The following is a 24,282-nucleotide window of genomic DNA, read 5'->3' as shown; positions in this document are numbered from 1 at the left end:
CCGCTCCCACAAGGACCGCGGTAGCCATTGTGGGAGCGGGCTTGACCCGCGATGAAAACGACGCAGTGTGTCAGTGCGCGAAAATCGACTTGCTCTGGGTGCCCGCCATCTTCTCCGGCTTGATCAGGAAGCGTGCCAGCGCCGGCAACAGCCACAGCGCGCCGAACATGTTCCACAGCAGCATGAAGGTCAGCATCAGGCCCATGTCGGCCTGGAACTTGATGGCCGAGAAAATCCAGGTGCACACCCCGATCGCCAGGCACAACCCGGTGAACAGCACCGCCTTGCCGGTGGAGCGCAGCGTCTGGTAGTAGGCCTCCTGCAACGGCAGGCCGGCGCGCAGGAAGCTCTCCAGGCGGCTGTAGATGTAGATCCCGTAGTCCACGCCGATGCCCACGCCCAGCGCCACCACCGGCAAGGTCGCGACCTTGACGCCGATGCCCATGAACGCCATCAGCGCGTTGCCCAGCACCGAGGTCAGCACCAGCGGCAGCACGATGCACAGGGTGGCAGCAAACGAGCGGAAGGTGATCATGCACATCACCGCCACGCACAGGTACACCAGGATCAGGATGGTCAGCTCGGCCGACCGGATCACCTCGTTGGTGGCCGCCTCGATCCCTGCGTTGCCCGCCGCCAGCAGGAACTCCAGGCCCTCCTGGTCATGCTCGGCAGCGAATGCCTTGACCGCATCCACCACGCGGTCGAGGGTCTCGGCCTTGTGGTCGTTGAGGAACACCAGCACCGGCGCCAGCGAACAGTCGGCGTTGTACAGGCCCTCGGCACGCGACACCGAGGTGTTGAGGATGTCCGGGTTGCGCGACAGGCTTTCCCATTTCAGGTTGCCCTCGTTCATGCCCTTGATCATCTGCTTGGACACGGTCACCAGCGAGATCGCCGACTGCACCCCGGGGGTGTTCTCCATCTTCCACATCAGCTCGTCGACCGGCGCCATGGTCTTGTACACCGAGCAGCCTTCGGTCGGGGTCTTGACCATCACCACCAGCACGTCGGAGCTGGTGGAGTAGTTGTCGATGATGAAAGCGTTGTCCTTGTTGTAGCGCGAATCCGGACGCAGCTCCGGCGCACCCTGGTCGAGGTCGCCGATCTTCAGGTTCTGGCTGTACCACAGGCCGCCACCGAACATCGCCAGCGCCAGCAGCACCGACACCGGCGCCACCTTGGGGCTGGCGAAGCTGGACAGCAGGCGCCAGAACGGATGCTCGCGGGTCGCATCCTTCTTGCTGCGTTCGATGGCTTTCTTGCTGATGCCCACATAGGAGATCGCCACCGGCAGCAGGATCAGGTTGGTGAACACGATCACCGCCACGCCGATCGAGGCACCGATGGCCAGTTCACGGATGACCCCGATGTCGATGATCAGCAAGGTGATGAAGCCCACCGCATCGGCCAGGATGGCGATCATGCCCGGCAGGAACAGCTGGCGGAAGGTACGCCGCGCCGCAGTCAGCGCGTTCTCGGCCTCGCTGGACTGCAAGGCGATGCCGTTGATCTTCTGCACCCCGTGGGAGATGCCGATGGCGAAGATCAGGAACGGCACCAGCATCGAATACGGGTCGAGCCCGAAGCCCACCGCGTGCATCAGCCCCAGTTGCCACACCACCGCCACCAGGGTGGTGATGAGCACGGCAATGGTGCTGCGGATGCACCAGGTGAACCAGTACAGCAGCACCCAGGTGATCACCAGGGCGATGCCGAAGAACATCACCACCATCATCAGGCCGTCGATCAGGTCGCCGACCTTCTTGGCAAACCCCACGATGTGGATCTTGACGTTGGGGTTCTGCGCCTCGAACTTGTTGCGGATCAGGTCTTCGAGCTGGTGCGAGAACGCCTGGTAGTCGAGCTTGATCTGGCGCCCCGGGTCGTTGGGGTCGGGGTAGGATTCGAGCAGCGGCACATCGACGATGCTCGACTTGAAGTTGTTGGCCACCAGCCGGCCGACCTGACCGGACTTGAGCACGTTGTTGCGCAGTTGCTCCAGGCTGTCGGGCGAACCGTCGTAGGTCTGCGGGATCACCTCGCCACCGGCGAAGCCCTCCTCGGTCACCTCGGTCCAGCGCACGCTGGGGCTCCACAGCGACTTGAGCGCCGAACGATCGACGCCAGGAATGTAGAACACCTCGTCGTGGATCTGGCGCAGGGTCTCCATGTACGCCTTGCTGAAGATGTCACCGTCCTTGGCCTCCACCGAGATCCGCACGGTGTTGCCCAGGTTGGCCAGGTCGTTGCGGTGCTCGATCATGTTCTGGATGAACGGATGCTCCAGCGGAATCATCTTCTCGAAGCTGGTGGACGGGCGAATCAGCATGGCCTGCCAGAACAGGAACAGGCTCACCAGCACACAGATGCCGATCACCGCCGGGCGGTTGTTGAATATCAGGCGCTCGAGCAGGCTCGCCTTGTCCTGGTTGTGCTGCATGTTGAACGACTCCTGACTGCTCATGGTTGCGCCCTCGCGGCGCCGGTGGCGGTAGCCAGGCGTGCCCCGCCCTGGCCGACCAGGATCAGCTGCCCATCGGCCTGGCCGCTCACGCCCGAAAGGGCGATACGGTCGGGCCGGTTGAACACGCTGAAGCTCTGGCCGTCATCGGTGCTGCGCAACACGCTGCCGCCGTTGCCCACCAGCACCAGGCTGCCGTCTTCGAGTAGCGTAGCGCTTGCCAGGCCGAATTCGAGCGCACCGCGCTCGCCCTGGAGCGCGATGGCCTGCCAGGTGCTGCCGAAATCGCTGGAGCGGTACAGGTTGCCGCGCAGGCCGTAGACCAGCAGGGTATCGGCGCGGGCGGTACCGATGGCTCCGAACAGCGAGCCCTCGTAGGGGCCGTCGAGGTGTTCCCAGGTCTGCCCGGCATCGCGGGAGCGGAACATGCTGCCCTGCTCGCCCACGATGAACAGGCCCGCGTCCTTCACGGCAGCGATGCCATTGAGGTGGTACTGATCGGGGTTGTCGAGGCGCTCTGCGACGTCCTGCCAGTGCGCGCCGCCGTCGGTGGTTTCGAACAGGCTGCCATAGGCCCCCACGGCCAGCCCGTGCCGGGTGTCCTGGAACCAGACATCCAGCAGCGGGGATTCGCGGGACGGGTCTTCGAACTGTTTGCTCCAGGTGGCGCCGCCGTCGCTACTGGCGAGGATCTGCGCATCATGGCCCACTGCCCAGCCGTGCTTGGCATCGGCGAAGTACACGGCAGTGAGCAGTTGGCGGCTGGGGACGCGGGCCTGGGTCCAGCTCTGGCCCTGGTCGTCGGAGAAGAGGATATGCCCGCGTTCGCCCACCGCCACCAGGCGCGGCCCGGCCTTGGCGATGTCGATCAGCAGGCTGTGGGAGGCCTTGTTCGAGGTCTGTGAATACACCGTCTGCGGTGTCGGGCCGTCATCGGCAGCCCCGGCGGTTGCGGCGAACAGCCCCAGGCCCAGGCTCAGCAAGACGCTGGCCGTGAATACATTCATAGTCCTCTCCCACATTATTGTTATTCGGTGCTACTGGCGGGGCTGGAAGCGGCAATCTAGAGCCCCGCGAATGCTGGCCTCAAGCTAGCAGGCTTTGGAAATGGATGACAACGTACAACGCGTTATGTTTTGTTAAGCGCGGCCTCTGGATCGTGGATGTCGCGTTGTCCGCCCGCACCTTCATCATAAAAAAGGGGGCTGCCCCGAAAAGGCCAGCCCCCTGTTCAACCTGCCCTCAACCTCAGGCCAGGCTCTTGCTCACCACCTCGAACACATCGCTGGACAGCCCGCCCGAGCCGCGGATGCGCTCCAGCTCGGCCTTCATCAGCGCCTGGCGCGCGGCATCGTACTTGCGCCAGCGGGTCAGCGGCGCCAGCTGGCGCGAGGCGATCTGCGGGTTGAAGCCGTTCAGTTCGATCACCAGGTCCGCCAGGAAGCGATAACCCGAGCCATCGGCCGCATGGAAGTTGACCAGGTTCTGACCGGCGAACGCACCGATCAACGCGCGCACCTTGTTCGGGTTCTTCAGGGTGAACGCCGGGTGCTCCATCAACGCCCGCACTCGCGCCAGGCCGCCCGGCAACGGGCTGCCCGCCTGCACGCTGAACCACTGGTCCATCACCAGCGGGTTGTCCTTGAAGTGCTCGGCAAAACTTTGCAGTGCCCTGGCGCGCTCGTCCTGGAACGGCGAATTGACCAGCACGGCCAGTGCGGTCAGGCGTTCGGTCATGTTGTCGCACGCCTCGAACTGCTCGAGCGTCGCCTCCAGCACCTGCGCCCGGCCCGTGAGCATCAGGTACGACAGCGCGATGTTCTGCAGGCTGCGCCGGGCAAAGTGCTCGGCCTCGGCCACATAGGCGGTTTCGCGCGAGACCGCACGGTTGGCCTGGTAGCGCGCCCACAGCCCGTCGAACAGTTGCTCGGCCAGTTGCTGGCGGGCAAAGTCGCGGGCCGCGTGAATCGCGTCCACATCGGCCACTTCGCTGATTTCGGTGAGGTAGGCCTCACTCGGCAGCGAGAGCATTTCGGCGACCATGGCCTGGTCGAGTGCCTCGTTGGCCAGCACGCTGCCCAGGGCAGTGACCAGGCGCTGATCGAGCACCAGGGCTTCACCGCGCTGATGCTGCGCGATCAGTTCCTGCAAGACCTGAACCGACAGTTGCTGGCCGGCTTCCCAGCGATTGAAGCCATCGCTGTCGTGCTGCATCAGGAACATGAGTTGGTCGCGGTCGTACGGGAAGCTCAGCTTGACCGGCGCACTGAAGCCGCGCAGCAGCGACGGCAACGGCCTGGCGGCCACGTCGACGAAGGTGAAGGTCTGCTCGGCCTCGGTCACCGACAGCACCCGCGTGGTCGCGCCCGCCTGCGTTTCGCCTTGCAGGCGCAGGGCAATGTCGTTGCCCTGGGCATCGAGCAGGCCCAGTTCGACCGGGATCACGAATGGCTGCTTCTCGACCTTGTCCGGGGTTGCCGGGCAGCTCTGGCTGAAGGTCAGGCTGTAGGTCTGGGCAGCGGCGTCGTAAGCCTCGCTGACGTTCAGGCGCGGCGTGCCGGCCTGGCTGTACCAGCGCTTGAACTGGGTCAGGTCGACGCCGTTGGCGTCTTCCATGGCCTTGATGAAGTCGTCGCAGGTCACGGCCTGGCCATCATGGCGTTCGAAGTACAGGTCGCTGCCCTTGCGAAAGCCTTCGGCACCCAGCAGCGTGTGCACCATGCGCACCACTTCCGAGCCCTTCTCGTACACGGTCAGGGTGTAGAAGTTGGAAATCTCGATGAAGCTGTCCGGGCGCACGGCGTGGGCCATGGGGCCGGCGTCTTCGGCGAACTGGTGGGTACGCAGGTAGGCCACGTCCTCGATGCGCTTGACCGTGCGCGAGTTCATGTCGGCGCTGAACTCGGAATCGCGGAACACCGTGAAGCCTTCCTTGAGCGACAGCTGGAACCAGTCGCGGCAGGTCACGCGGTTGCCCGACCAGTTGTGGAAGTACTCGTGGGCCACCACCGCCTCGACCCGCTGGTGCGCGGCATCGGTGGCGGTCTCGGCACGCGCCAGCACGCAGCTGGAGTTGAAGATGTTGAGGCCCTTGTTCTCCATGGCGCCCATGTTGAAGTCGTTGACCGCCACGATCATGAAGATGTCCAGGTCGTATTCGCGGCCATACACCTCTTCGTCCCAGCGCATGGACTTCTTCAGGCTGACCATGGCGTGCTGGCACTTGTCGATGTTCTCCGGCTCGACATAGATGCGCAGGGTCACGTCGCGCCCCGACTGGCGGGTGAAGGTGTCTTCGACGCACCACAGGTCGCCGGCCACCAGTGCGAACAGGTAGGCCGGTTTCTTGAACGGGTCTTCCCAGGTGGCCCAGTGCCGACCGTCCTGCTGCGGCCCGCTGCCGATGGGGTTGCCGTTGGACAGCAGGACCGGGTAGCGATGCTGCTCGGCGATCACCGTGGTGGTGAAGGTGCTCATCACGTCCGGGCGGTCGAGGTAGTAGGTGATCTTGCGAAAGCCCTCGGCCTCGCACTGGGTGCAGAACATGCCGCCGGACTTGTACAGGCCCTCGAGCGCGGTGTTGGTCTCGGGGTGGATCTTCACGCTGGTGTCCAGGGTGAAGCGCTCGGCAGTGGGCTGCAGGGTCAGGTGGCTGTCGTCGAGCTGGTAGTCGTCAGCGCCCAGCGGCTGGTCGTCCAGCGCCACGCTGAGCAGTTCCAGCTGCTGGCCGTCGAGCACCAGCGCCGGCAGGCCGGCACCGCGCGCCGGGTTGCGGCGCATGACCAGCTGCGCGTGGACCAGGCTGTGGTCCTCGAACAGTTCGAAGGTCAGGTGCGTCTCGTCGATCAGGTACTCGGGTGCCTGATAGTCCTTGAGGTAGATCACTTGCGGCTGTTCGGTACGCATGTGGCGGTCCTTTTACTGATGCACGGCCAGCTGGTAGGCCGTGTACTTGCGAATATTGATCACGCCGGTATCGAAAATCAGGTACTGGCCCTTGATCCCCAGCAGGGTGCCTTCGGCGACAGGGTTCTTGTCCAGGTTGAAGCTCACGATCTTGCTCGGGTACGCCTCTACCGGGTAGCTGATTTCAATCGGCTCGACGTCGGTCAGCGGCTGGATCGCCTGCAGGCCGAAGCGGTCCTGCAGGCCCTTGAAACCTTCACTGCAGCTGTCGAACAACTGCTCGCGCACGGCCACCAGGTCGACCGCCTCGGCGTTGCCTTTGAGCAGTGCGCGCCAGTTGGTGCGGTCGGCCACCTGGCTGCGGAACAGGTCCTCGACCAGCCCGGACTGCTGCCGGGTGGCCACCCGCACGATCGGCAGGGCCTGGCTGGCGCCCTGGTCGAGCCAGCGCGTGGGCAGTTGGGTGGCGCGGGTGATGCCGACCTTGATACCCGACGAGTTGGCCAGGTACACCACGTGGTCGGTCATGCAGAACTGCTCGCCCCAGGCCGGGTCACGGCAGGTGCCGTGCTCGTAGTGGCAGCGCTCGGGGCTCATGATGCAGGTGTCGCATTGCGCCAGCCTGGTCATGCACGGGTAGCAGTAACCCTGGCTGAAGCTGGTCTTGGTCTTGCGCCCGCAGTGAGTACAGTGGATCGCGCCCAGGTATTCGAGACGCACGGTCTTGCCCAGCAGGGGGTTGACCGGCACTTCGACGTCGCCCAGGCGAAACGCGTATTGCACGACCGGCTGCTCGAGGCGCGCCGTCATCTTGCTGATGGAACCACGGCCGAGTTCGATCAATGGATCGCGTCCGACTTGAACAGGATGTTGGGCACCGGCGCGGACTTGGAGGCGCATTCCTGCGGGCCCATGTAGCCGGTACGCTGGTCTTCGGGCAGGTTCTGCATCTCCCAGGCGATCACGGCCTGCAACGACAGCTCCTTCTGCTCGGCGGTGAGCTTGCGCCCATCGGACCATTTGCCGATTTCCACGGCCAGTTTCAGGCTGGCGTAGATCTCCGGGGTGATGTTTTCGATCATTTGCGCAAAAGTGGACATAGCGTCTCCAAAAATCAAGCTGACAGTTTACGCCGGGCCAGTGCCCCGCCCAAGAGCCCGCTGAGGCAGCCGACCAACAGCCCACCCACGTGGGCGGCGTTGGCGATCGCGCCGAAGCCGAGCAGGGTGATCAGCCCGGACAGGCACAGCAGCAGCCATACCAGCATCATCACCAGCACGCCACGCGGCATGCGATACACCGGGTTCGGCGCCAGCCACTGGTACAGCCAGATGTGCCCGAGCAGGCCGTACAGCACCCCGGACAAGCCGCCGAACAGGCTGGGCCCGCCGAACACGAACTGCGCCACGTTCGACACCAGGCTGAACAGCAGGGTCAGCGACAGCAAGGCCAGGGTGCCCTGACGCAGCTCGATGCGCCGCCCCAGCTCCCAGTACCACAGGCCGTTCATGGCCAGGTGCAGGATGCCGAAGTGCACCAGCATCGGGCTGAACAGGCGCCACCACTGGCCTGCATCGAGGCTGGTCAGCAACGGGGTGAAATACAGGTAGTCGCCCTGCACGCGAAAATCCAGGAAGGTCAGCCAGCTCAAGGTGGCGAAGTTGTCGCCCAGGCCGGTCAGTGCCGCCACCACCACGCACAGCAGCAACACCGCTGCAGTGGCCTTGCTGGCCTTCGCCTGCGCGGCCAGGCTCGGGCGCGGTGAGGCCGGGGGCTGCGCCAGGGGCGGCAGTTGCACATCGGCATTGCCCTCCGGAAAGCGCTGGTACAGCTGGCGAACATCTTCCACCAGGTAGTCGGCGGTCCACAGTACCTGCTCCTCGCCCTCCTCCGAGACCCGGTGCGGCACCTGCAGGCGCTTGAGCAGCTCGACAAAGCCGCTGAGGTCGACGCTCAGGGGCAGGCGCATCACCATTGCCGCACTCATTGACTGGCCTCCGGCCGTTCGACATCCACCCATACGAACTTGTGCGGGTCGATGCGGGTTTCATCATCCAGCCGATAGGCCACCAGCTTCCCGTAGAGCACCGCACTGTAGTCCAGGCACGCCAGGTTGGCGCGGATGGGTGCGGGCCGGCCGCTGCGCCAGTAATGGCCGACGAACAGCAGCGGCTCGTCGTCACCGTAGCGCAGCAGCGCGTTCTTCTGGCTGCGACTGAGCGGCGCATTGGCCACTTCGGCCGGCAGCGCATCGGGCTGGAACACGATATCGCCGTAGGTCTGCGGGTCTTCCTCCCAGAACTTGGTGCGAAAGAATGCGCGGGTCAGGCCGTCGCCGCCGGTCAGGGTGAGGCCGTCGGGCAGGCGCATGTCGGTGCCGCGCAGCAGCCGGTTGCACACGGTGTGGGCAAAGCTGCCGGCCACGGCCGAGGCCTGCACGAAATGCTCGTCGATGCGCCCGTCCGGATGCTGCTGGCGCAGCGGCTCGATCAGGCGCGCGTCCCAGCAGGCATGTACCACGCGAAAGCGTCCGGCATCGATGAACAGCGGCAGCTCGTAGAACCAGCCGAGAAAGTCGTGCCAGTCGTGGGGGTGGTCGGCGAACTGGGTCAGTGTCTCTTCGATCAGCCGCGCATGGCGCGGGTTGTGCTCGCGCACGAACTGCTTGCCGCTGCCCGGCAGCGCCGGCGTGGTCCAGCCCAGTGCGCTGAATTCGTGGTTGCCCATGATGCAGTGGGCCTGACCGGCTTCGACCATGTCGTGCACGATGTGCAGGGCCTCGCGAATGCGCGGGCCGCGGTCGATGATGTCGCCAAGGAAGATCGCCTGACGCTGCGCATGCCGCCACACCCCGCCCTGACGCTTGTACCCCATGGCGTCGAGCAGACGCTCCAGGGTGTGGGCACAGCCGTGGACATCGCCGATCAGGTCGTAACTGCGCGCGGGATCGAGCATCAGTCGCCTCCACCACCCAGACGGCTGCCCCAGCCGAGCTTGGTCCGGCAGACCTCGTAGTAGTTGTGGTCCAGCGGGTGGATCAGGCGCAGCTTCTGCGGCTTCTTGTTCACCGTGATGGTGTCGCCGGGGGCACAGGTGAAATGGTTCTGGCCATCGCACGAGACTTGCGGGTACAGCTGCAGGTCACGCGATACCACGATCTTCAGCTCGCTGTTGCCATCGACCACGATCGGGCGTCCCGACAGCGTGTGCGGGTACATGGGCACGATCACGATGGCGTCGAGCTTGGGGTGCATGATCGGTCCGCCGGCCGACAGCGCGTAGGCGGTCGAGCCGGTCGGTGTGGCGACGATCAGGCCGTCGGCCTTCTGGCTGCACACGAACTGGCCGTCGATGTAGATCTCGAACTCGATCATGCGGTTGGACTTGCCAGGGTGCAGCACCACGTCGTTGAGCGCGTCGCCCTGGCCGATGGCCTCGCCGTGGCGGCGGACTTCGGCCTGCAGCAGGAAGCGGTTTTCCACCAGGTAGTGGCCGTCGAGCACTTCGGCCACCTTGACCTCGAGCTCGTCGGGGCGAATGTCGGTGAGAAACCCCAGGCTGCCGCGGTTGATGCCCAGTACCGGGATGTTGTGGCGCGCCAGTGCGCGGGCGGCGCCGAGCAGGCTGCCGTCGCCGCCGACCACGATGACCATGTCGCACACCTCGCCCAGCAGCTTGCGCGAAGAGGTCTGCAGGCCGTGGCCGGGCAGCACGTCGGCGATTGTGTCCTCGAGGATCACGTGCAGGTGCCGCTCGAGCAGGAATTTTTTCAGTCGGCGAATGGTATCGAGCACCTGCGAACTGCCAAGGCGGCCGATGATACCGATATTGCGAAATTGCTCCATGGGGCTCCTGCGGGGCACTGCGGCGTTGAATGGGCCGGTTGGCCAAAGCGTTGATTATGGGCGAAAGCGCCGGGCAGCGGCAAACGCCGCAGTTTTTTGCACAAGGCGCCGGGGCGGGCGGCTATGCTCGCAGGATGATGCCCTTTACCGACCTTTGCGACCTGCCCAACCGCCTGCGCCAGCCCCCGGTGCGGGACCTGGCGTGGGTGATTCTTGCACCCCCCATGCTCGCAGTGACGCCCTGGCCGCAACGCCACCCGTTGGCCGGCAGCGACTGGGTGGCCGCACCGGCGCTGCTGCGCGACTGGCTGCTGGCGCTGGACCACGACAGCCGTGACCTGCAGGCCTGGCTGGCACAGGCCGCCAGCCGGCGCCTGGGGTTGTATTACGAGCGGCTGTGGCAGTTCGCGTTGCGCCATGCTCCGGGGGTGGAGCTGCTGGCGGCCAACCTGCCGATCCGCGACGGCGGGCACACCCTGGGCGAGCTGGACATCCTGCTGCGTGACCGCGACGGGGTGCATCACCTGGAGCTGGCCATCAAGCTGTACCTGGGCCCGCAGCACGGTGACGGGCGTAACCCGGCGCAGTGGCTTGGGCCGGGCTGCCATGACCGGCTGGACCGCAAGCTGGCGCACCTGAACGACCATCAACTGCCGATTTCGGCGCGGCCCGAGGGGCGCGAGGCACTGGCGGCGCTGCACATAGACAGCTTCACGGCTCAGCTTTGGCTGGGCGGGTATCTGCTGTATCCATGGCCGGGGACGGCGCAGCCTCCAGCGGGTGCGCACCCGCAACACTTGCGCGGGCGCTGGCTGCATCAGCGCGACTGGGCCCGGTTTGCGGCGCAGGTCGACCCCGGGCGCTGGCAGCCGTTGCCGCGCCAGGCATGGCTGGCGCCGGCGCGGTACACGCAGGAACAGGCCTGGGGCACGGAACAGTTCCAGGCCTGGCTGCAAGCGCTGGACCCGATGGCCCCCGCGCAGTTGCTGGTGCGGCTGGTGCCTGGGGATAGCGGGGATTGGGTAGAGGCTCAACGCTTGTTTCTGGTGGCCGATGCCTGGCCGAACCTGGCGGGTTAGCATGCACTGGCTGGACCGGCCCCCACATGAACGTACACCCCCGTGGGAGCCGGCCTTGCCGGCGAAGGGGCCAGCGCTGACAACATTCTGCTAACCTCGCCCCCCCTCACCCAGCACCCGCACAAGGAACCCACCCGTGCCCGGCAATCTTCTCGCCCTGGCGCTCGCCGTCACCCTGGTCTGGCCCGCAAGTGCCAGCGCAGCGCCTGCCCCAGGTCTGGACCAGGACAACGACCTCGCCCTGCTGAGCGACAGCTTCTGGCGCCAGGCGACGCCCACCGACCTGGACACGTGGCTGGCCCCGCGCAGCCAACCCGGCGAGTATCCACCCGGTGTGGTCACCCGCAACACCACGGCCTTTCACCTCGCACTCGAAAACAACGCCTCGCTGGCCATGCTGCAACACCTGCGTGCCGCGCTACCGGCCATGGTCGGGCTCGGCGACTACCCCGAATCGCTGCTGTCCACGGCCATCAAGCACAACCACCCCACTGCCACCATCGAATGGCTGCTGGCCCAGGGCGCGCCGGTGGAAGCCGGCGACTACCACAACCCACGCCCGCTGCTGCTGGCCATCGCCCAGGGCGCCGATGCCTCGCTGATCGACGCCCTGGTCAAGGCCGGCGCCGACACCTCCTACTTCACGCGCAACGACAGCAACATGGACGCCTTCGACGCCGCAGTGCTGACCGAGCACAGCGCCACACGCCGGGTCGTCGCCCGCCATCTGCCACTGCCCGAGGCCGGCAGCGAAACCATGGAAGCGATCCTGGTCGAGCTTTCGCGCCAGGGTCGCGACGGGCCCGACGCCCCGCACGTGAGCTACGACATCCTCAGCGTGCTGCTCGAGCGCGGCATGAGCAGCACCGGCACCTACTGCGACCCGCACAAACCCTACTGCCTGGCCGACGACAGGAGCGACCTGATGGACCTGGCCATCCGTATCGAGGACCCGCAACTGGTCGACTACCTGCTCGGCAAGGGTCTGAAGGCCCGCTAGCACACTTTTTTGCCCCAGCGCAGGTGCAGGGCACGCGCAAGCGATTAGAGTTATCCGCACAGCGCCATCAAGAGCGCGGCCATTGACCTGATTGACCGATATGAGGAACCACCATGACCCTGACCAATACGCAGGCACGCTACGGCAGCCTGTCGATCGCCCTGCACTGGCTGATGCTGATTCTGCTGGCGGTGGTATACGCCTGCATCGAACTGCGCGGCATCTTCCCCAAGGACAGCGCCGAGCGCGACCTGATGAAAAGCCTGCACTTCATGCTCGGCCTGAGCGTGTTCGTGCTGGTATGGCTGCGCCTGGTACTGAAGGTCACCCACCCCACCCCGCGCATCGAACCCAAGCCGCCGGCCTGGCAGACGGGTCTGGCGCACCTGATGCACTGGGCGCTATACGCCCTGATGATCGGCCTGCCGCTGGCCGGCTGGGTGATCCTCAGCGCGGCCGGCAAGCCGATCCCGTTCTTCGGCCTGGAGTTGCCCGCCCTGGTAGCACCGGACACCGACCTGGCCAAGTTCGTCAAGGGCTGGCACGAGTGGTTCGGCGCACTGGGCTACTGGCTGATCGGCCTGCACGCACTGGCCGGCCTCTACCATCACTACGTGGTCCGCGATAACACCCTGCTGCGCATGCTGCCGCAAAAAGGTGACTGACTAGGCGAACCCGCGGCGGCCCTGCAAGCCGCCGGTGTGAACGAAGATCAGCCGCGTGCCGGCCACGAACGCGCCAGCCAGCACACGCTCCTGCAGGGCCAACAACGCCTTGCCGGTGTACAGCGGTTCCAGTGGCAAGCCCGATTCGGCCTCGCTGGCCTGGATGAATGCCAGCAAGGCCGGGTCGACCTTGGCAAAGCCGCCCCGGCTGGCGTCGTGCAGGCGGTAAGTGCCCGGCGCCAGCACCTCGACCTCGCCTTCCACCCCATGCCCCGGCGGCACGGCCAGCGCGCCGTGCACCGGGTGGGCGCCCGCTTCGGCCTGGGCCAGCCCCACCAGCGTGGTACCGCTGCCCACCGCCAGCCACCAGGCGTCGTAATCGGCCCAGCCCACGGCCGCCAGCTGCGCCCGCGCCTGGGTCACGATCTGTGCGCAGCCTTCGGTGCCCAGTGGCCCCGCGCCGCCTTCGGGCACGCAATGCCATGCCGGGTAGAGGGCTTGCCAGGGCTGCCAGAAATCCGCCTGATGCCGCGCCCTGTATCCGGCGTACCCCAGCCAGTGCAGGTGCATGCCCAGTGCTTGCAAGTCGTGCACAGTGGGGTTGCTGTGCGGGTGCCCACGCAACAGCCCGGCCGTGGCAAAGCCGAAGCGCTTGCCGGCCGCCGCCAGGGCATGCAGGTGGTTGGAATAGGCGCCGCCCAGGCTGATCACCCCCGGGGCACCACGGGCATGGGCAAGGCGCAGGTGCCCCTGCAGCTTGAACCATTTGTTGCCGCTGATCAGCGGGTCGATAAGGTCCAGACGCAGCACTGCCACCTCGACCCCGGCGCGCGCCAGCCAGCCTAGGGCCAGCGGTTGCAGGGGTGCCAGTGGCAGGTCATCGAAAGCGGCAGACATCGAACAGGCTCGGCAGAACGGGAGCGCGCAGTCTACCAGCGCACCCCCGCCACAGCTTTACAGCTCGGCCGCCAGGCGTGAACCCTGGTTGATCGCGCGCTTGGCGTCCAGCTCGGCGGCGACGTCCGCGCCGCCGATCAGGTGTACCGACTGCCCGGCGGCCAGCAGGCCATCCTGCAGCTCGCGCAGCGGGTCCTGGCCGGCGCAGATCACCACGTTGTCCACCGCCAGTACCTGCGGCTCGCCTTCGGCGATACGGATATGCAGGCCGGCGTCGTCGATCTTCAGGTAGTCGACGCTGTTGAGCATCTGCACCCGCTTGTTCTTCAGGCCTGTGCGGTGGATCCAGCCGGTGGTCTTGCCCAGCCCGTCGCCAACCTTGGTCTTCTTGCGCTGCAACAGGTACACCTGGCGCGCCGGAGCATGGGGCTCGGCCTGGATGCCCGCCACGCCGCCGCGCGCTTCGAGCCGGGTGTCGATGCCCCACTCCCTCCAGAACGCCTCGCGGTCCTGGCTGGTGGCAACGCCCTGGTGCACCAGGAACTCCGACACATCGAAGCCGATGCCGCCGGCACCGATCACCGCGACCTTCTGCCCCACCGGCTTGCGCGCCAGCAGCACGTCCAGGTAGCTCAGCACCTTGGCGTGATCGATACCGTCGATGGCCGGCAGGCGAGGCGCGATGCCGGTCGCAAGGATGATCTCGTCGTAGCCGCCCTCCACCAGTTGCTCGACATTGACGCGGGTGTTCAGACACAGCTCCACGCCGGTGGTCTGCAGCTTGCGCTTGAAGTAGCGCAGGGTCTCGAAGAACTCCTCCTTGCCCGGCACGCGCTTGGCCACGTTGAACTGCCCGCCGATCTCGCTGGCCGAGTCGAACAGGGTCACCTGGTGGCCACGCTCGGCGGCCACGGTAGCGGCGGCCAGGCCGGCCGGGCCGGCGCCGACCACGGCAATGCGCTTGGGCTGGGCCACCGGCAGGTAGTTGAGTTCGGTTTCATGGCAGGCCCGCGGGTTGACCAGGCAACTGGTCAGCTTGCCGCCGAAGGTGTGGTCAAGGCAGGCCTGGTTGCAGCCGATGCAGGTGTTGATCTCGTCGCCGCGCCCGGCGGCGGCCTTGTTGACGAAGTCCGGGTCGGCCAGGAACGGGCGTGCCATCGACACCATGTCGGCGTCGCCTTCGGCAAGGATCTGCTCGGCGACTTCCGGGGTGTTGATGCGGTTGGTGGTGATCAGCGGGATCTGCACCGCGCCGCGCAACTTGGCGGTGACCTTGCTGAACGCAGCACGCGGCACCTTGGTGGCGATGGTCGGGATACGCGCCTCGTGCCAACCGATGCCGGTGTTGATCAGCGTGGCGCCGGCCTGCTCGATGGCCTGGGCCAGCTGCACGATCTCCTGCCAGTTGCTGCCGCCTTCCACCAGGTCGAGCATCGACAGGCGGAAGATGATGATGAAGTTCGGGCCGACCGCTTCTCGCACCCGGCGCACGATCTCCACGGCCAGGCGCATGCGGTTCTCGTAGCTGCCCCCCCAGCGGTCGGTGCGATGGTTGGTGTGGGCGGCCAGGAACTGGTTGATGAAGTAGCCTTCGGACCCCATGATCTCGACGCCGTCGTACTCGGCGCTCTGGGCCAGCGTGGCGCAGGTGACGAAGTCCTGGATCTGCTTCTCGATGCCCTCTTCGTCCAGCTCGCGGGGCTTGAACGGGTTGATCGGCGCCTGGATCGCGCTGGGGGCCACCTGCTTGGGGCTGTAGGCGTAGCGCCCGGCGTGGAGGATCTGCATGCAGATCTTGCCGCCGGCCTCGTGCACCGCCTGGGTAACGATACGGTGCTTCTGCGCTTCTTCGGCCGTTGTCAGCTTGGCCGCGCCGGAGTATACCCCGCCCTCTTCGTTGGGCCCGATGCCGCCGGTGACCATCAGGCCGACGCCACCACGGGCGCGCTCGGCAAAGTATGCCGCCATGCGCTCGAAACCGCCGGGTTTCTCCTCCAGGCCGGTGTGCATCGAGCCCATCAGGGTGCGGTTGCGCAGGGTGGTGAAGCCCAGGTCCAGCGGGGCAAGCAGGTGCGGGTATTGAGCGGCGGTCATGGTGAACTCCACAGCGAACTGATCACGGAATGCGGGCGCCTCGCTGCGTGCAGCGGGGCCCGTCGGTTATCTGTGAGGGACAGTAATGCGCCTGGAAGTGAGGCTCAATGACCGAAAGTTACAAGTTAATGACCGTAACTGACAGTGCGTGAGGCGCTGACCTGTTCACTGATGCAGGCAGCGTTCGGCCAGTTGCCGAGCCTGATCGTGGGTGATGCCGGTGTTTTGCTGCAGGGCGAGCGGGTGATCGCCCGCGTCCACGAACACCAGCGGGCGGTCGCCCAGGGCCTGGGTCTGCAGCGTAGCCTTGAGGTTGAGGGTCGAAACCTCATAGGGGAACTCGCTTTGCACACGTGCCGCATACGGTGGTTCGCGCTCGCGACCTGGGGTTTCCCACAGTTCGCTGGTGCGGTAGAAATCCGCCTCGCTGACCGTCACCCAGGTCAGCCACACGAACGGCTCGGGTGAGCCGATGATCGGGATTTCCAGGCGTCCGAGCACGAAGTGGTGGGTGTCATCGATGATGCACTGATCGCTGGACAGTGGCGCACGCTGCTCGCGCTCTGCCTGCGGCAGGTCATACCAGGCGGCAGGGGCTGGCGCGCCGAAGGTGGTGGGCAACTCGTCGTGATACTCGCCACAGGTGGCGCAATGGAAGCCTCGCATGGTGGGTGCTCCTTGACACTTAAGGCCGGATCAAGCCGCGCGGCGCGCAAACGGCAGCGTCATGTTACAGGCCCAGCAGTGCCTTGAGCGCAGGCATTACCCACTGGGGGTGATCCTCGTGCGGCGAATGCCCGGTAAACGGGATGTTCAGCAGTTGCGCATTCGCCACCCGATCGGCCAGCTCGCAGGCGTTGGCCCGCGTTACCAGGCGGTCTTGATCGCCATGAATCACCAGCAAATCGGCGGTGATGCCGCACACCGTTTCATTCGGGTAGCCTTGCTCGCCTGAATCCAGCCACAGCTCGCGCAACGCCACGGCCAGGCGGTCGAAATCGGGTTCGGGGTTCAACTGCAGGTAGCGCTCGTAGCTGTGCGGGAACAGCTCACGCCAGCGCGCGCCGGTCACGCGGCTGTACATGCCGCGCACGGGATCATCCGCTTTCAGTTGCCAGTGGGCACCGATCGTCACCAGTTTGTCGATGCCAGCGCTCCCGGCAGCCGCGATGCGCAGCGCTGCAATGCCGCCATCGCTGTGGCCGACGAGGCTGAAGCGCTCAAGCCCCAACTGCCGGGCAACCGCCTCCACATCCAGTTGCAAGCGCTGGTAGGTCAGCGGCAGGTGCCCCAGGGTCGATTTGCCCTGGCCGCGGCTGTCGATGCCGATCAGACGATAATGTTCGGCCAGGGCCGGCGTGATGGCATTGAAGGTTTCGATATCGCCAAAGCCACCGTGCAGAAAAACCAGTGCCGGGCCCTGTGGATTGCCTTGCTGTTCACAATAGAGGCGTGCCCCGGCAACTTCGACGTACTGGCCGTCCTGGTGAGTGAATGTCGTCATTTGAGGGTCCCTTGTTTGTGTCGCGGTGGCAATTGTCGGCGGCAGTTTAATGCGTTGCGCCTTCGACGCGGTACCCCTGATGCCCTCATTGCCATGTATGAAGTCCTTTGCTTAACGCATCGTCCTGTCATTGATCGGAAAGACACAACCCTGGCTTTGGCCCCAATGCGTTAGTATGAGGATGACGATTGCCAGTACCGCACCTCCATAGGCTGATGTCAGCAACATGATTGAAAGCTTTTTATTTTCGAATCTGAAAACCATACCCCACACTTCAAGCATGCCCGAAAAAGTGTTCATATTGATACCCTTTTTCTTGCTGCAGCGATTTGCGTATATCACCGAAACCGTCAAAAACAACCATCCCACAAAAAACAGAAAAATACGGAAAAACTGGATCGTATCGCACATGAATTTATTCTGACCACGCTGATGGCACAAGACTAAAGATAGAACGCTGACCACAAAGCGAACTGAGCTACATCACCGCATGGCAGCACTGAAATATGGCCCACCCCACCAAACCGCCCATCAACTACAAAACACAGCCTTTCGACCGCCCCAATAAAACAATAAACACCAAGCAAAATACAAATTTCCTGTAAAAATTCAAGACATCACAGTTGCGAATTAAAATACACTTCTTCGGCGCCAAACACGCACCAGTAAAAACTTGCCGAGCCATACTTCAGCTCTTGTTTCTCCTTTCACTCACCCTAAATTAACCACTACATCAAGCGCACACCCCTGAGATCGCGCGTAAAACACCAAAGAAGCCAACCCGACTCCTGCGGCCGCTCCGCCGTAAACAGTTGTAAGAACCACCCACGAAAGCATCTTATTTTTAAATGAAAAAACATGCCTATACATCTCAAAAAGTCCTGCAAAGGTATTCATATTTATGCCATTACGCTTGCAGTATGCATTTGCATAAAAAACCGCTAAAAAAACCACCCCAAACAAAAACCAGAAAATTATTTCAATCAATAAAGCCATCCAAAAGCACACAATACGCCCTCAATCTTTCAGTGGAATAATTACAGTGGAAAATAGAGGTGCGCCCCGGCAACTTCGACGTACTGGCAGCCCTGGTAAGTGAATGTTTTCGTTTGAGGGTCACTTATTTGTGTTGCGGTGGCGGTTGTCGGCAGCAGTTTAATGCGTTGCGCCTTCGACTCGGTACCCCTGATGCCCTCATTGCCATGTATGAAGTCCTTTGCTTAACGCATCGCCCTGTCATTGATCGGAAAGACACAACCCTTACTCTGCCCCCAAAGGGTCAGTACAAAAATAGCGACAATCATGAGTGCCCCGCCATAGGTTGCAGTCAGCATGATGAATGACAGCTTTTTATGCTCAAACTTGAAAACCATCGCCCACATTTCAAACATGCCAGAAAAAGTATTCATATTGATGCCTTTTTTCTTGCAGAATTGGTTTGCGTAAATCACCGCAGCCGCCATGGACAGACCACAAAAAACAAACAAAAAAATCCGAAAAAACTGGATAGTTCCGCACATAAATCACCTAGAACAATGGGATTGAAACATTGGGGCTTGCAGGAAGTTCGATTTCAGGACCGAACCCACCGCCAAGACCGATATAGAACTCTGGCCAAGTAGACGTCTGCGTGACGTCTACTTGCAAAATACCTAAAGTCACACCAACTCCTGCTGCTGCCGGTAAAGACTTTGAATTTGGGTCGCTAAATTTAAATCCACAGCTAGCAGTTGCACGAGCGCCGGCACTCATCATGGGCACAGAGGCCAGACCCGCCAAACCTGTTCTTTCGTTCGCACTCACACTTATTGCTCCGCCGGTTCCTGCTGTCAATGCTGCAGAAGCCCTACACTCCCCCGTCATAATAGGTTTGGCCGGCGGCGGCGCCATCGCCCGGGAAACCTCATCCGGTGTCGCACCATTCTGCAACATCCAACTTCCCAGTGAAGCGCGCTCCGCGACGCCTGGCATGTTCAGGTCGAACAGCCCCAACGGGTCAGCCCGCATAACAGGCGTGTTACTCACATAGCTGTACACGTTCAACCCACCCAGCATCCCGATCGGGTCTCTCGACACATAGCGCGCCATGCGGGGTTCGTAGTAACGGAATCGGTTGTAATGCAGCCCCGTTTCAGGGTCGTGGTATTGCCCCTGAAAACGAATCGGATTGCCCACGCCATGCTGCGCGGCCCACGACGAGCGCTCTTCACGAACCTCACCCCACACCTTGTACTGCCCCGTCCAGGCAACATTGCCGTTGTGGTCGGTGATTTCCATTGGCGTGCCCAGGTGGTCGCAGTGGTACCAGGCAATGACGTCGAACGCTGGCGCAGTGGGCAGTGCCTGCCAGAGTGGGTCCTGGTCGATGTCGTAATGACGGCCCTGCCAGTCGGGTTGCCTGAGCAGGCGTATCGAGCGCTTGTGCAACGCTTGAGCCACAGGCACGAAGCGGCCCGGTTCGTAGAGGTAGTGAACGGTACGGCCTGTGTCGCCCTCGTCGAGGGGCAATGCGCTTTCCCAGGCCAGGGTTTCGCCGTCCCATCCGTACAGCGTGAAACCGCAGTGCAGCTCACGCTGACGCTTGCTGCGCTGCATTGCATTCCAGCCGGTGCCGGCCTCGGGCTTGTCCTTGTAATGGGCGACGGCATGCTTGTGCAACCGCCGACCAAGGGCGTCATAGCTGTATTCCACACTGAGCCTGTCGTCGCTGTAGCGCACCAGGCGATTGAACAAGTCCCAGCTGAAGTGGGCAGGCACACCGTTGTGCAAGCGTTGCACAAGGTTACCGCGCTCGTCATACGTGTAGCGGCTGCCCGCGTATTCGCGCAGCACGTTGTCCATCACCTTGTGGGAGCTGGCATCGTTATCCAGCGGGCGATGCAGTTGCCGCGCCTTGTCCGTCAGGTTGCCGGCCGGGTCGAAGGCAAAGGTTTCTTCACCCAGGCGGCTGTTGGCCTGCAGCAGGCGGCCTAGCGGATCGTACTGGTAGGCCAGGTGACCACGACGGGTATCGAGGATGTCTGTCAGTTGACCGGTCGGGTCGTATTGATACTCGCGCTTGCACAGAATGGATTGGCCGTCATGACTGGTGAGCAACTGTTCTTGCGGACGCCCTAGCGCGTCCCATACCTGCGTTTGCGTCAGTTTGTTGCCCTGATGGCGGGCGACTTCGCGATGCAGATCGTCGCGCTCATAAGCCAGTATTTCGTGCTGGTCAAGTCGCATGCCCAGGAGATGGCCGCTGCCGTAAGTCAGCCAGCTGACCTTGTGGCCATCCGGGCGCGTGGTGGCGATTCGCTGGTTGAGTGCGTCGTACTCGTGCAGCCACACCGCTACCATCGGCGTACCCGTTGCCAGGTAATGCTGGTGCTCACGGGTCAGGTTGCCCGCGTCGTCATAGAACCATTGCAGTGTGCTGGAGTCGTTGATCGCCTGCAGCACCTTGCCATTGCCGTCGTAGGCAAAGCGCTCTGTTTGGCGCTGATCGCCAAGGTGCGCTGTGCGCTCGATCAACCGGCCCATGCGGTCGTGGTGCAAATCGATGCGGCGCTGCCCCACCTGGCTGCTCGCCAGGCGCCCAGTGCAGGGGTCGTACCGATAACGGACGGTCACACCATCGAAGCCGGTTTCTGCCACTCGACGTCCCATGGCATCGTACTGGTAAAACGCGCACTGCTCGTTCTGGTTCTCCAGGCTGAGCAACCGCCCCAGCCTGTCCCACTGGTAGCGCAACGTGTGCTCCTTCGCATCCACCCGTTCAGCCAACAGACCGGCAGCCGTATAGGACCAGGTAGTACAGCGATCCAGCGCATCCAGGTGCGCGAGCAAGCGCCCTTCGGCGTCACGCTCGAAGCGCTCTTCGGTTTTGTCTGGATGAATCACCTTGGCCAACTGCCCCGCCTTGTATTCGTACTGCGTCTTGTCGCCCGCCGCATTGGCGGTTTCCACCAGTTGCCCGAATTCGTTGTAGTGCCACTGGCTGGTCTTGCCCGAACAGTCGGTGTATTCGAGCATCTGCCCGGCCTCGTTGTACCCGAGTTTCTTCTCGTTGCCGTGAGCATCCTTGATTGCCTTGACCTGGCCTGTGGCGGTGTAGGCAAACTCGGTCTTGTTGCCCAGCGGGTCGACCGTCTCTACCAGGTTGCCGCGCTCGTCGTAGTCCCGTCGCCACAGCCCACCTTCAGCATCCCGAACCTTGATCAGCTGATCATCGTCGCTGTACGCGTAATGCACCACGCTATGGTCGGCACGAATGTGTTGCAGCCGGTTGCTTCGCTCGTCGTAGGCAAAACGATCCTGGCTGCCGTCGGCATGAAGGTGGCGAATCAGGTTCTTGCGCTGGTCGCGAAACAGCCACTCCGAGCGCCCATCCGGGTACTCGATACGATAGGTGTAGCCCTGCGCATCGTAATAGTGACGGGTCTGCTGGCCATATGCGTCAGTCACCGTTGTCAGACGAATGTGTTCATCCCAGGTGAGACGAGTCTCGAAGCTGCCGTCGTCTGCCCATTCGTGCACGGCCCTGGCGCGAGGGCCGCTGCCGTCCCAGCGCAAGTTGAGACCACGACCGGTACGGTCGGTATAGCGCGTGATCAGGTGGTGCTGGTACGCGTACTGCCAGGCAGCGCCATGCTCGTCCTGGGCGCTTACCAGGTCGCCAAGCCGATCGTGGTGATAAGCGCAGAGCTGGCGCAGCGGCTTGCCATCGACCACCTGCCAGAGCCCCTGGATACGGCCATGCCCGTCAAGCACGGTGCCGAGTTGCAGGTGTACCTTGGCAGGGTCATTCTCCTGGTAGGTGTTGATGTCCGAGAGTACCGGACGCCCCTGATGACGGTGCTCGTAATGCAGCATGGCTCCTGCGCCACTGCGCAGCACGATATGCGTGAGGAGGAAGCGCCCCCCTGCCCGCTCATAGGTTTCCTTGCGCCCCAGCCCGCGCATGAGAATCAGCTGACTGTCGGTGGTGCGTACCAGGGCGTTGTACTCCACCGGGTCATAGTGCGACATACCGATCTTGGGCAGCGGGTAGGCATAACTGCGGCCATCCACGTCGTGGAACAGCACGCCGTCATCCAGCACATCGATGCACGTGGTGAATTCGGTGATCCAGCGTGCGCCCAGGCTGGCGCTGTCGAGGGCATCGAGGCGCGAATGATAGGTACGCGTCCACACGATCGGAAACGGCCCCGGCAGGCTGAAGTCGGTGTGCTGAAGCGTCTCGCTACCTGAGGCGAAGTTGATGCGGTTGCACGTGCTGGTGGGCGCGCCATTCTTGCACTGGTTGGCCTCCAGGCTCGCCGGGCTCTGCATCTTCTGCGTTTCGACCTTACCGTCGGCAGCCTGGTGCTGGGCCGTGCTGATGGCTGCGGTCTTGACGTTGGCCACCACAACCTGGGGGTTGCGCGTGCGCCATTGCTCTACGCTGCTGGCCAGCTTCATGCGCAGGCCTTCAATGGAGCAAGGGCAGCCGGGATCGGAAAGTTCAAGGATTTCAGCACGCACCTGTGGCGCCAGTTCCCGCAGGCGCGCAATCTGCGCCAGTAGGCCAGCTTTGCCCTCGTCCCCCAGTGCAACGCTGACAGCAGCACTGGTCATGCCTTTGCCGGCCGCCTTGTAGGCATCAAAGGCTGCCCGGAGATAGTTGTCGATGCTCGCCGTCGGGTCGTGGACAAGCCGGCTTCCAGCTGGCGCCGAGACCGGGCTGGCCACACCCACAGCAGTGCCGGCAACCAAAGCACCGAGGCCTGAGGCGATGTCGAGAATGATCTGTTCGCCCAGGATTGCTGCCTGGGCCAACGCCTCCTTGAGATTGCCCTGGGACTGCTCGACGAAGTCATCCAGGCTACCGACGATGTCAGCATTCAAGTGGCCCGCCATCAGCTCTATCAGCGCATCACCCAGCGCCCGCTTGCCCTCCTGGCGCACGATGAACAGCATCGGGCGCAAGGCCATGCGTGCTGCGGTCATGCTCGCAGGGGAAGCCACCAGACCGATCAGGTTGAGCCCGAAGCTCGCGCAATCAAAGGGCTCAGGTACGTTGCTGCGCGCCAGCGCGACAACATCACCCAGCGCGTCGACCAAGGCAATGATATTGCCTGCCATGGGCACACTGCCGGCGACACCGCTGATGCGCTCGAGGGTGGCAAAACTGGCACTGACCTCACGTAGCCAGGCATCGAAGACCACGGCGCCACGACCAACGTCCTCTATCTGGATTTCGCGAAGCGGGGTGATGGCTACCTGCGAGGCGCGGGAGTGGTCGTCGCAAGCGTAGGTATGTTCAGTCATGAGATCAGTTCACCTGGCAGCAAATCGGTAACAGTGTTCAGGCTGTGAGCCTTGAGTTCAGCCAGCTTGGGTACTGGCAACCTTGGCAGGCCGGCCAGGCCCGCCGCACTCAGCGCCGCCGAGGCGGCAGGCAGCGTAGAACCGACGGCACTGGAAGCGCTGACCCGCTGTGCCAGCCCACCCATGCCGCCCTGCATTGCGCCCCGCATCTGCTGCATGCCTTGGCGCGCGCTTTGGCCGGTGTTGAGCAAGTCACTGCCGGTCTTTGCTGCATGCATGCCCTTGCCGGCGAGTTGCTTGGCCTCTTCGATCAGGCTGCCGCCAACATCAGGCTTGAGCTTGTCGAGCATCGCACCGAGCATCGACGGCGTGCCCTCTTCGAGGGCCGACAGGCTCGGCCAGGGCAGGCCCTTGGTAAAACTGCCAAGGCTCCAGGTGTTGACCGTATCGAGACCAAACCTGACCCACGCCGGCCCCGGCGCAACCCCCGACACGGTATTGAACCCCTTGCCATCGAGGCTGCCCTTGAACACCGTG

General features: G+C 63.6%; 18 protein-coding genes and 1 pseudogene. 3 read left to right on the top strand and 16 right to left on the bottom strand.

Going from position 1 to position 24,282, the window contains the following annotated elements; genetic code table 11:
- Positions 1–70: 70 nt before the first annotated feature.
- The 8 genes from DN387_RS12810 to DN387_RS12775 all read right to left on the bottom strand — a co-directional run bounded on the left by DN387_RS12810 (position 71) and on the right by DN387_RS12775 (position 10,215).
- Positions 71–2,467, bottom strand: a complete 2,397-nt coding sequence (locus DN387_RS12810) for an RND family transporter (protein ID WP_043864634.1) — start codon at positions 2,465–2,467, stop codon at positions 71–73.
- Positions 2,464–3,471 carry a YCF48-related protein gene (locus tag DN387_RS12805; RefSeq protein ID WP_229590342.1) on the bottom strand — a complete coding sequence of 336 codons (1,008 nt, stop codon included), beginning with the start codon at positions 3,469–3,471 and terminating at the stop codon, positions 2,464–2,466. The genes DN387_RS12810 and DN387_RS12805 overlap by 4 nt, the downstream gene beginning before the upstream one ends.
- Before the next feature lie 241 nt (positions 3,472–3,712).
- Positions 3,713–6,370, bottom strand: coding sequence for an aminopeptidase N (gene pepN, locus DN387_RS12800; RefSeq protein ID WP_054916680.1), 2,658 nt, complete (start codon positions 6,368–6,370; stop codon positions 3,713–3,715).
- Between the two features lie 12 nt (positions 6,371–6,382).
- On the bottom strand, positions 6,383–7,213 hold the full coding sequence (locus DN387_RS12795; RefSeq protein ID WP_043864637.1) for a DUF2797 domain-containing protein: 831 nt from the start codon (positions 7,211–7,213) through the stop codon (positions 6,383–6,385).
- Entirely contained in the window at positions 7,210–7,470 is a 261-nt protein-coding gene (locus DN387_RS12790) for a YeaC family protein (protein WP_054916681.1), read from the bottom strand. The genes DN387_RS12795 and DN387_RS12790 overlap by 4 nt, the downstream gene beginning before the upstream one ends.
- A gap of 14 nt (positions 7,471–7,484) precedes the next feature.
- Positions 7,485–8,357, bottom strand: a complete 873-nt coding sequence (locus DN387_RS12785) for a rhomboid family intramembrane serine protease (protein ID WP_054916682.1) — start codon at positions 8,355–8,357, stop codon at positions 7,485–7,487.
- On the bottom strand, positions 8,354–9,328 hold the full coding sequence (locus DN387_RS12780; protein WP_173925093.1) for a metallophosphoesterase: 975 nt from the start codon (positions 9,326–9,328) through the stop codon (positions 8,354–8,356). Before DN387_RS12780 ends, DN387_RS12785 begins: the two co-directional genes overlap by 4 nt.
- Positions 9,325–10,215: an NAD(+) kinase gene (locus DN387_RS12775; RefSeq protein ID WP_043864641.1), complete on the bottom strand. Its 891-nt coding sequence runs from the start codon at positions 10,213–10,215 to the stop codon at positions 9,325–9,327. Before DN387_RS12775 ends, DN387_RS12780 begins: the two co-directional genes overlap by 4 nt.
- A gap of 134 nt (positions 10,216–10,349) precedes the next feature.
- Between DN387_RS12775 and DN387_RS12770 the strand changes: the two genes are divergently transcribed.
- From DN387_RS12770 to cybB, 3 genes are all read left to right on the top strand, one after another.
- Entirely contained in the window at positions 10,350–11,294 is a 945-nt protein-coding gene (locus DN387_RS12770) for a DUF1853 family protein (RefSeq protein WP_054916691.1), read from the top strand.
- 136 nt (positions 11,295–11,430) lie between these two features.
- Positions 11,431–12,294 carry a hypothetical protein gene (locus DN387_RS12765; RefSeq protein ID WP_054916683.1) on the top strand — a complete coding sequence of 288 codons (864 nt, stop codon included), beginning with the start codon at positions 11,431–11,433 and terminating at the stop codon, positions 12,292–12,294.
- A gap of 113 nt (positions 12,295–12,407) precedes the next feature.
- Positions 12,408–12,959, top strand: coding sequence for a cytochrome b561 (gene cybB, locus DN387_RS12760; protein WP_054916684.1), 552 nt, complete (start codon positions 12,408–12,410; stop codon positions 12,957–12,959).
- Here cybB and DN387_RS12755 read toward each other — a convergent pair whose 3' ends face one another.
- The 8 genes and pseudogenes from DN387_RS12755 to DN387_RS12720 form a co-directional block, all read right to left on the bottom strand.
- Positions 12,960–13,856 carry a 1-aminocyclopropane-1-carboxylate deaminase/D-cysteine desulfhydrase gene (locus tag DN387_RS12755; RefSeq protein ID WP_054916685.1) on the bottom strand — a complete coding sequence of 299 codons (897 nt, stop codon included), beginning with the start codon at positions 13,854–13,856 and terminating at the stop codon, positions 12,960–12,962.
- A gap of 57 nt (positions 13,857–13,913) precedes the next feature.
- Positions 13,914–15,950, bottom strand: coding sequence for an NADPH-dependent 2,4-dienoyl-CoA reductase (locus DN387_RS12750; protein WP_054916686.1), 2,037 nt, complete (start codon positions 15,948–15,950; stop codon positions 13,914–13,916).
- A 165-nt stretch (positions 15,951–16,115) separates the two neighbouring features.
- A complete protein-coding gene (locus DN387_RS12745; protein ID WP_054916687.1) occupies positions 16,116–16,616 on the bottom strand; it encodes a DUF2199 domain-containing protein in 501 nt (166 codons plus the stop codon).
- Positions 16,617–16,680: 64 nt separating this feature from the next.
- Entirely contained in the window at positions 16,681–17,454 is a 774-nt protein-coding gene (locus tag DN387_RS12740; protein ID WP_054916688.1) for an alpha/beta fold hydrolase, read from the bottom strand.
- A gap of 711 nt (positions 17,455–18,165) precedes the next feature.
- Entirely contained in the window at positions 18,166–18,450 is a 285-nt protein-coding gene (locus tag DN387_RS12735) for a hypothetical protein (protein WP_156326264.1), read from the bottom strand.
- 224 nt (positions 18,451–18,674) lie between these two features.
- Positions 18,675–18,917 carry a hypothetical protein gene (locus DN387_RS12730; RefSeq protein WP_156326265.1) on the bottom strand — a complete coding sequence of 81 codons (243 nt, stop codon included), beginning with the start codon at positions 18,915–18,917 and terminating at the stop codon, positions 18,675–18,677.
- 64 nt (positions 18,918–18,981) lie between these two features.
- Positions 18,982–23,745, bottom strand: coding sequence for an RHS repeat-associated core domain-containing protein (locus DN387_RS12725; protein WP_082405804.1), 4,764 nt, complete (start codon positions 23,743–23,745; stop codon positions 18,982–18,984).
- Positions 23,742–24,282 (bottom strand): annotated as a pseudogene (locus tag DN387_RS12720) (type VI secretion system tip protein VgrG); the annotation flags it as partial. The pseudogene DN387_RS12720 and the gene DN387_RS12725, both read right to left, overlap by 4 nt.

It is taken from the genome of Pseudomonas sp. FBF18 (assembly GCF_024261405.1).
Classification (GTDB): domain Bacteria; phylum Pseudomonadota; class Gammaproteobacteria; order Pseudomonadales; family Pseudomonadaceae; genus Aquipseudomonas; species Aquipseudomonas palmensis.
The sequence above is the reverse complement of the archived record's forward strand: the minus strand, read 5'-3'. Positions and strand labels throughout refer to the sequence as shown.

Bases quoted from the DNA above. Each gene is read 5' to 3' on its own strand.
- DN387_RS12810 (WP_043864634.1), bottom strand. From the start codon at position 2,467: ATGAGCAGTCAGGAGTCGTTCAACATGCAGCACAACCAGGACAAGGCG.
- DN387_RS12805 (WP_229590342.1), bottom strand. From the start codon at position 3,471: ATGAATGTATTCACGGCCAGCGTCTTGCTGAGCCTGGGCCTGGGGCTG.
- pepN (WP_054916680.1), bottom strand. From the start codon at position 6,370: ATGCGTACCGAACAGCCGCAAGTGATCTACCTCAAGGACTATCAGGCA.
- DN387_RS12790 (WP_054916681.1), bottom strand. From the start codon at position 7,470: ATGTCCACTTTTGCGCAAATGATCGAAAACATCACCCCGGAGATCTAC.
- DN387_RS12785 (WP_054916682.1), bottom strand. From the start codon at position 8,357: ATGAGTGCGGCAATGGTGATGCGCCTGCCCCTGAGCGTCGACCTCAGC.
- DN387_RS12775 (WP_043864641.1), bottom strand. From the start codon at position 10,215: ATGGAGCAATTTCGCAATATCGGTATCATCGGCCGCCTTGGCAGTTCG.
- DN387_RS12770 (WP_054916691.1), top strand. From the start codon at position 10,350: ATGATGCCCTTTACCGACCTTTGCGACCTGCCCAACCGCCTGCGCCAG.
- cybB (WP_054916684.1), top strand. From the start codon at position 12,408: ATGACCCTGACCAATACGCAGGCACGCTACGGCAGCCTGTCGATCGCC.
- DN387_RS12755 (WP_054916685.1), bottom strand. From the start codon at position 13,856: ATGTCTGCCGCTTTCGATGACCTGCCACTGGCACCCCTGCAACCGCTG.
- DN387_RS12750 (WP_054916686.1), bottom strand. From the start codon at position 15,950: ATGACCGCCGCTCAATACCCGCACCTGCTTGCCCCGCTGGACCTGGGC.
- DN387_RS12745 (WP_054916687.1), bottom strand. From the start codon at position 16,616: ATGCGAGGCTTCCATTGCGCCACCTGTGGCGAGTATCACGACGAGTTG.
- DN387_RS12740 (WP_054916688.1), bottom strand. From the start codon at position 17,454: ATGACGACATTCACTCACCAGGACGGCCAGTACGTCGAAGTTGCCGGG.
- DN387_RS12735 (WP_156326264.1), bottom strand. From the start codon at position 18,450: ATGGCTTTATTGATTGAAATAATTTTCTGGTTTTTGTTTGGGGTGGTT.
- DN387_RS12730 (WP_156326265.1), bottom strand. From the start codon at position 18,917: ATGGCGGCTGCGGTGATTTACGCAAACCAATTCTGCAAGAAAAAAGGC.
- DN387_RS12725 (WP_082405804.1), bottom strand. From the start codon at position 23,745: ATGACTGAACATACCTACGCTTGCGACGACCACTCCCGCGCCTCGCAG.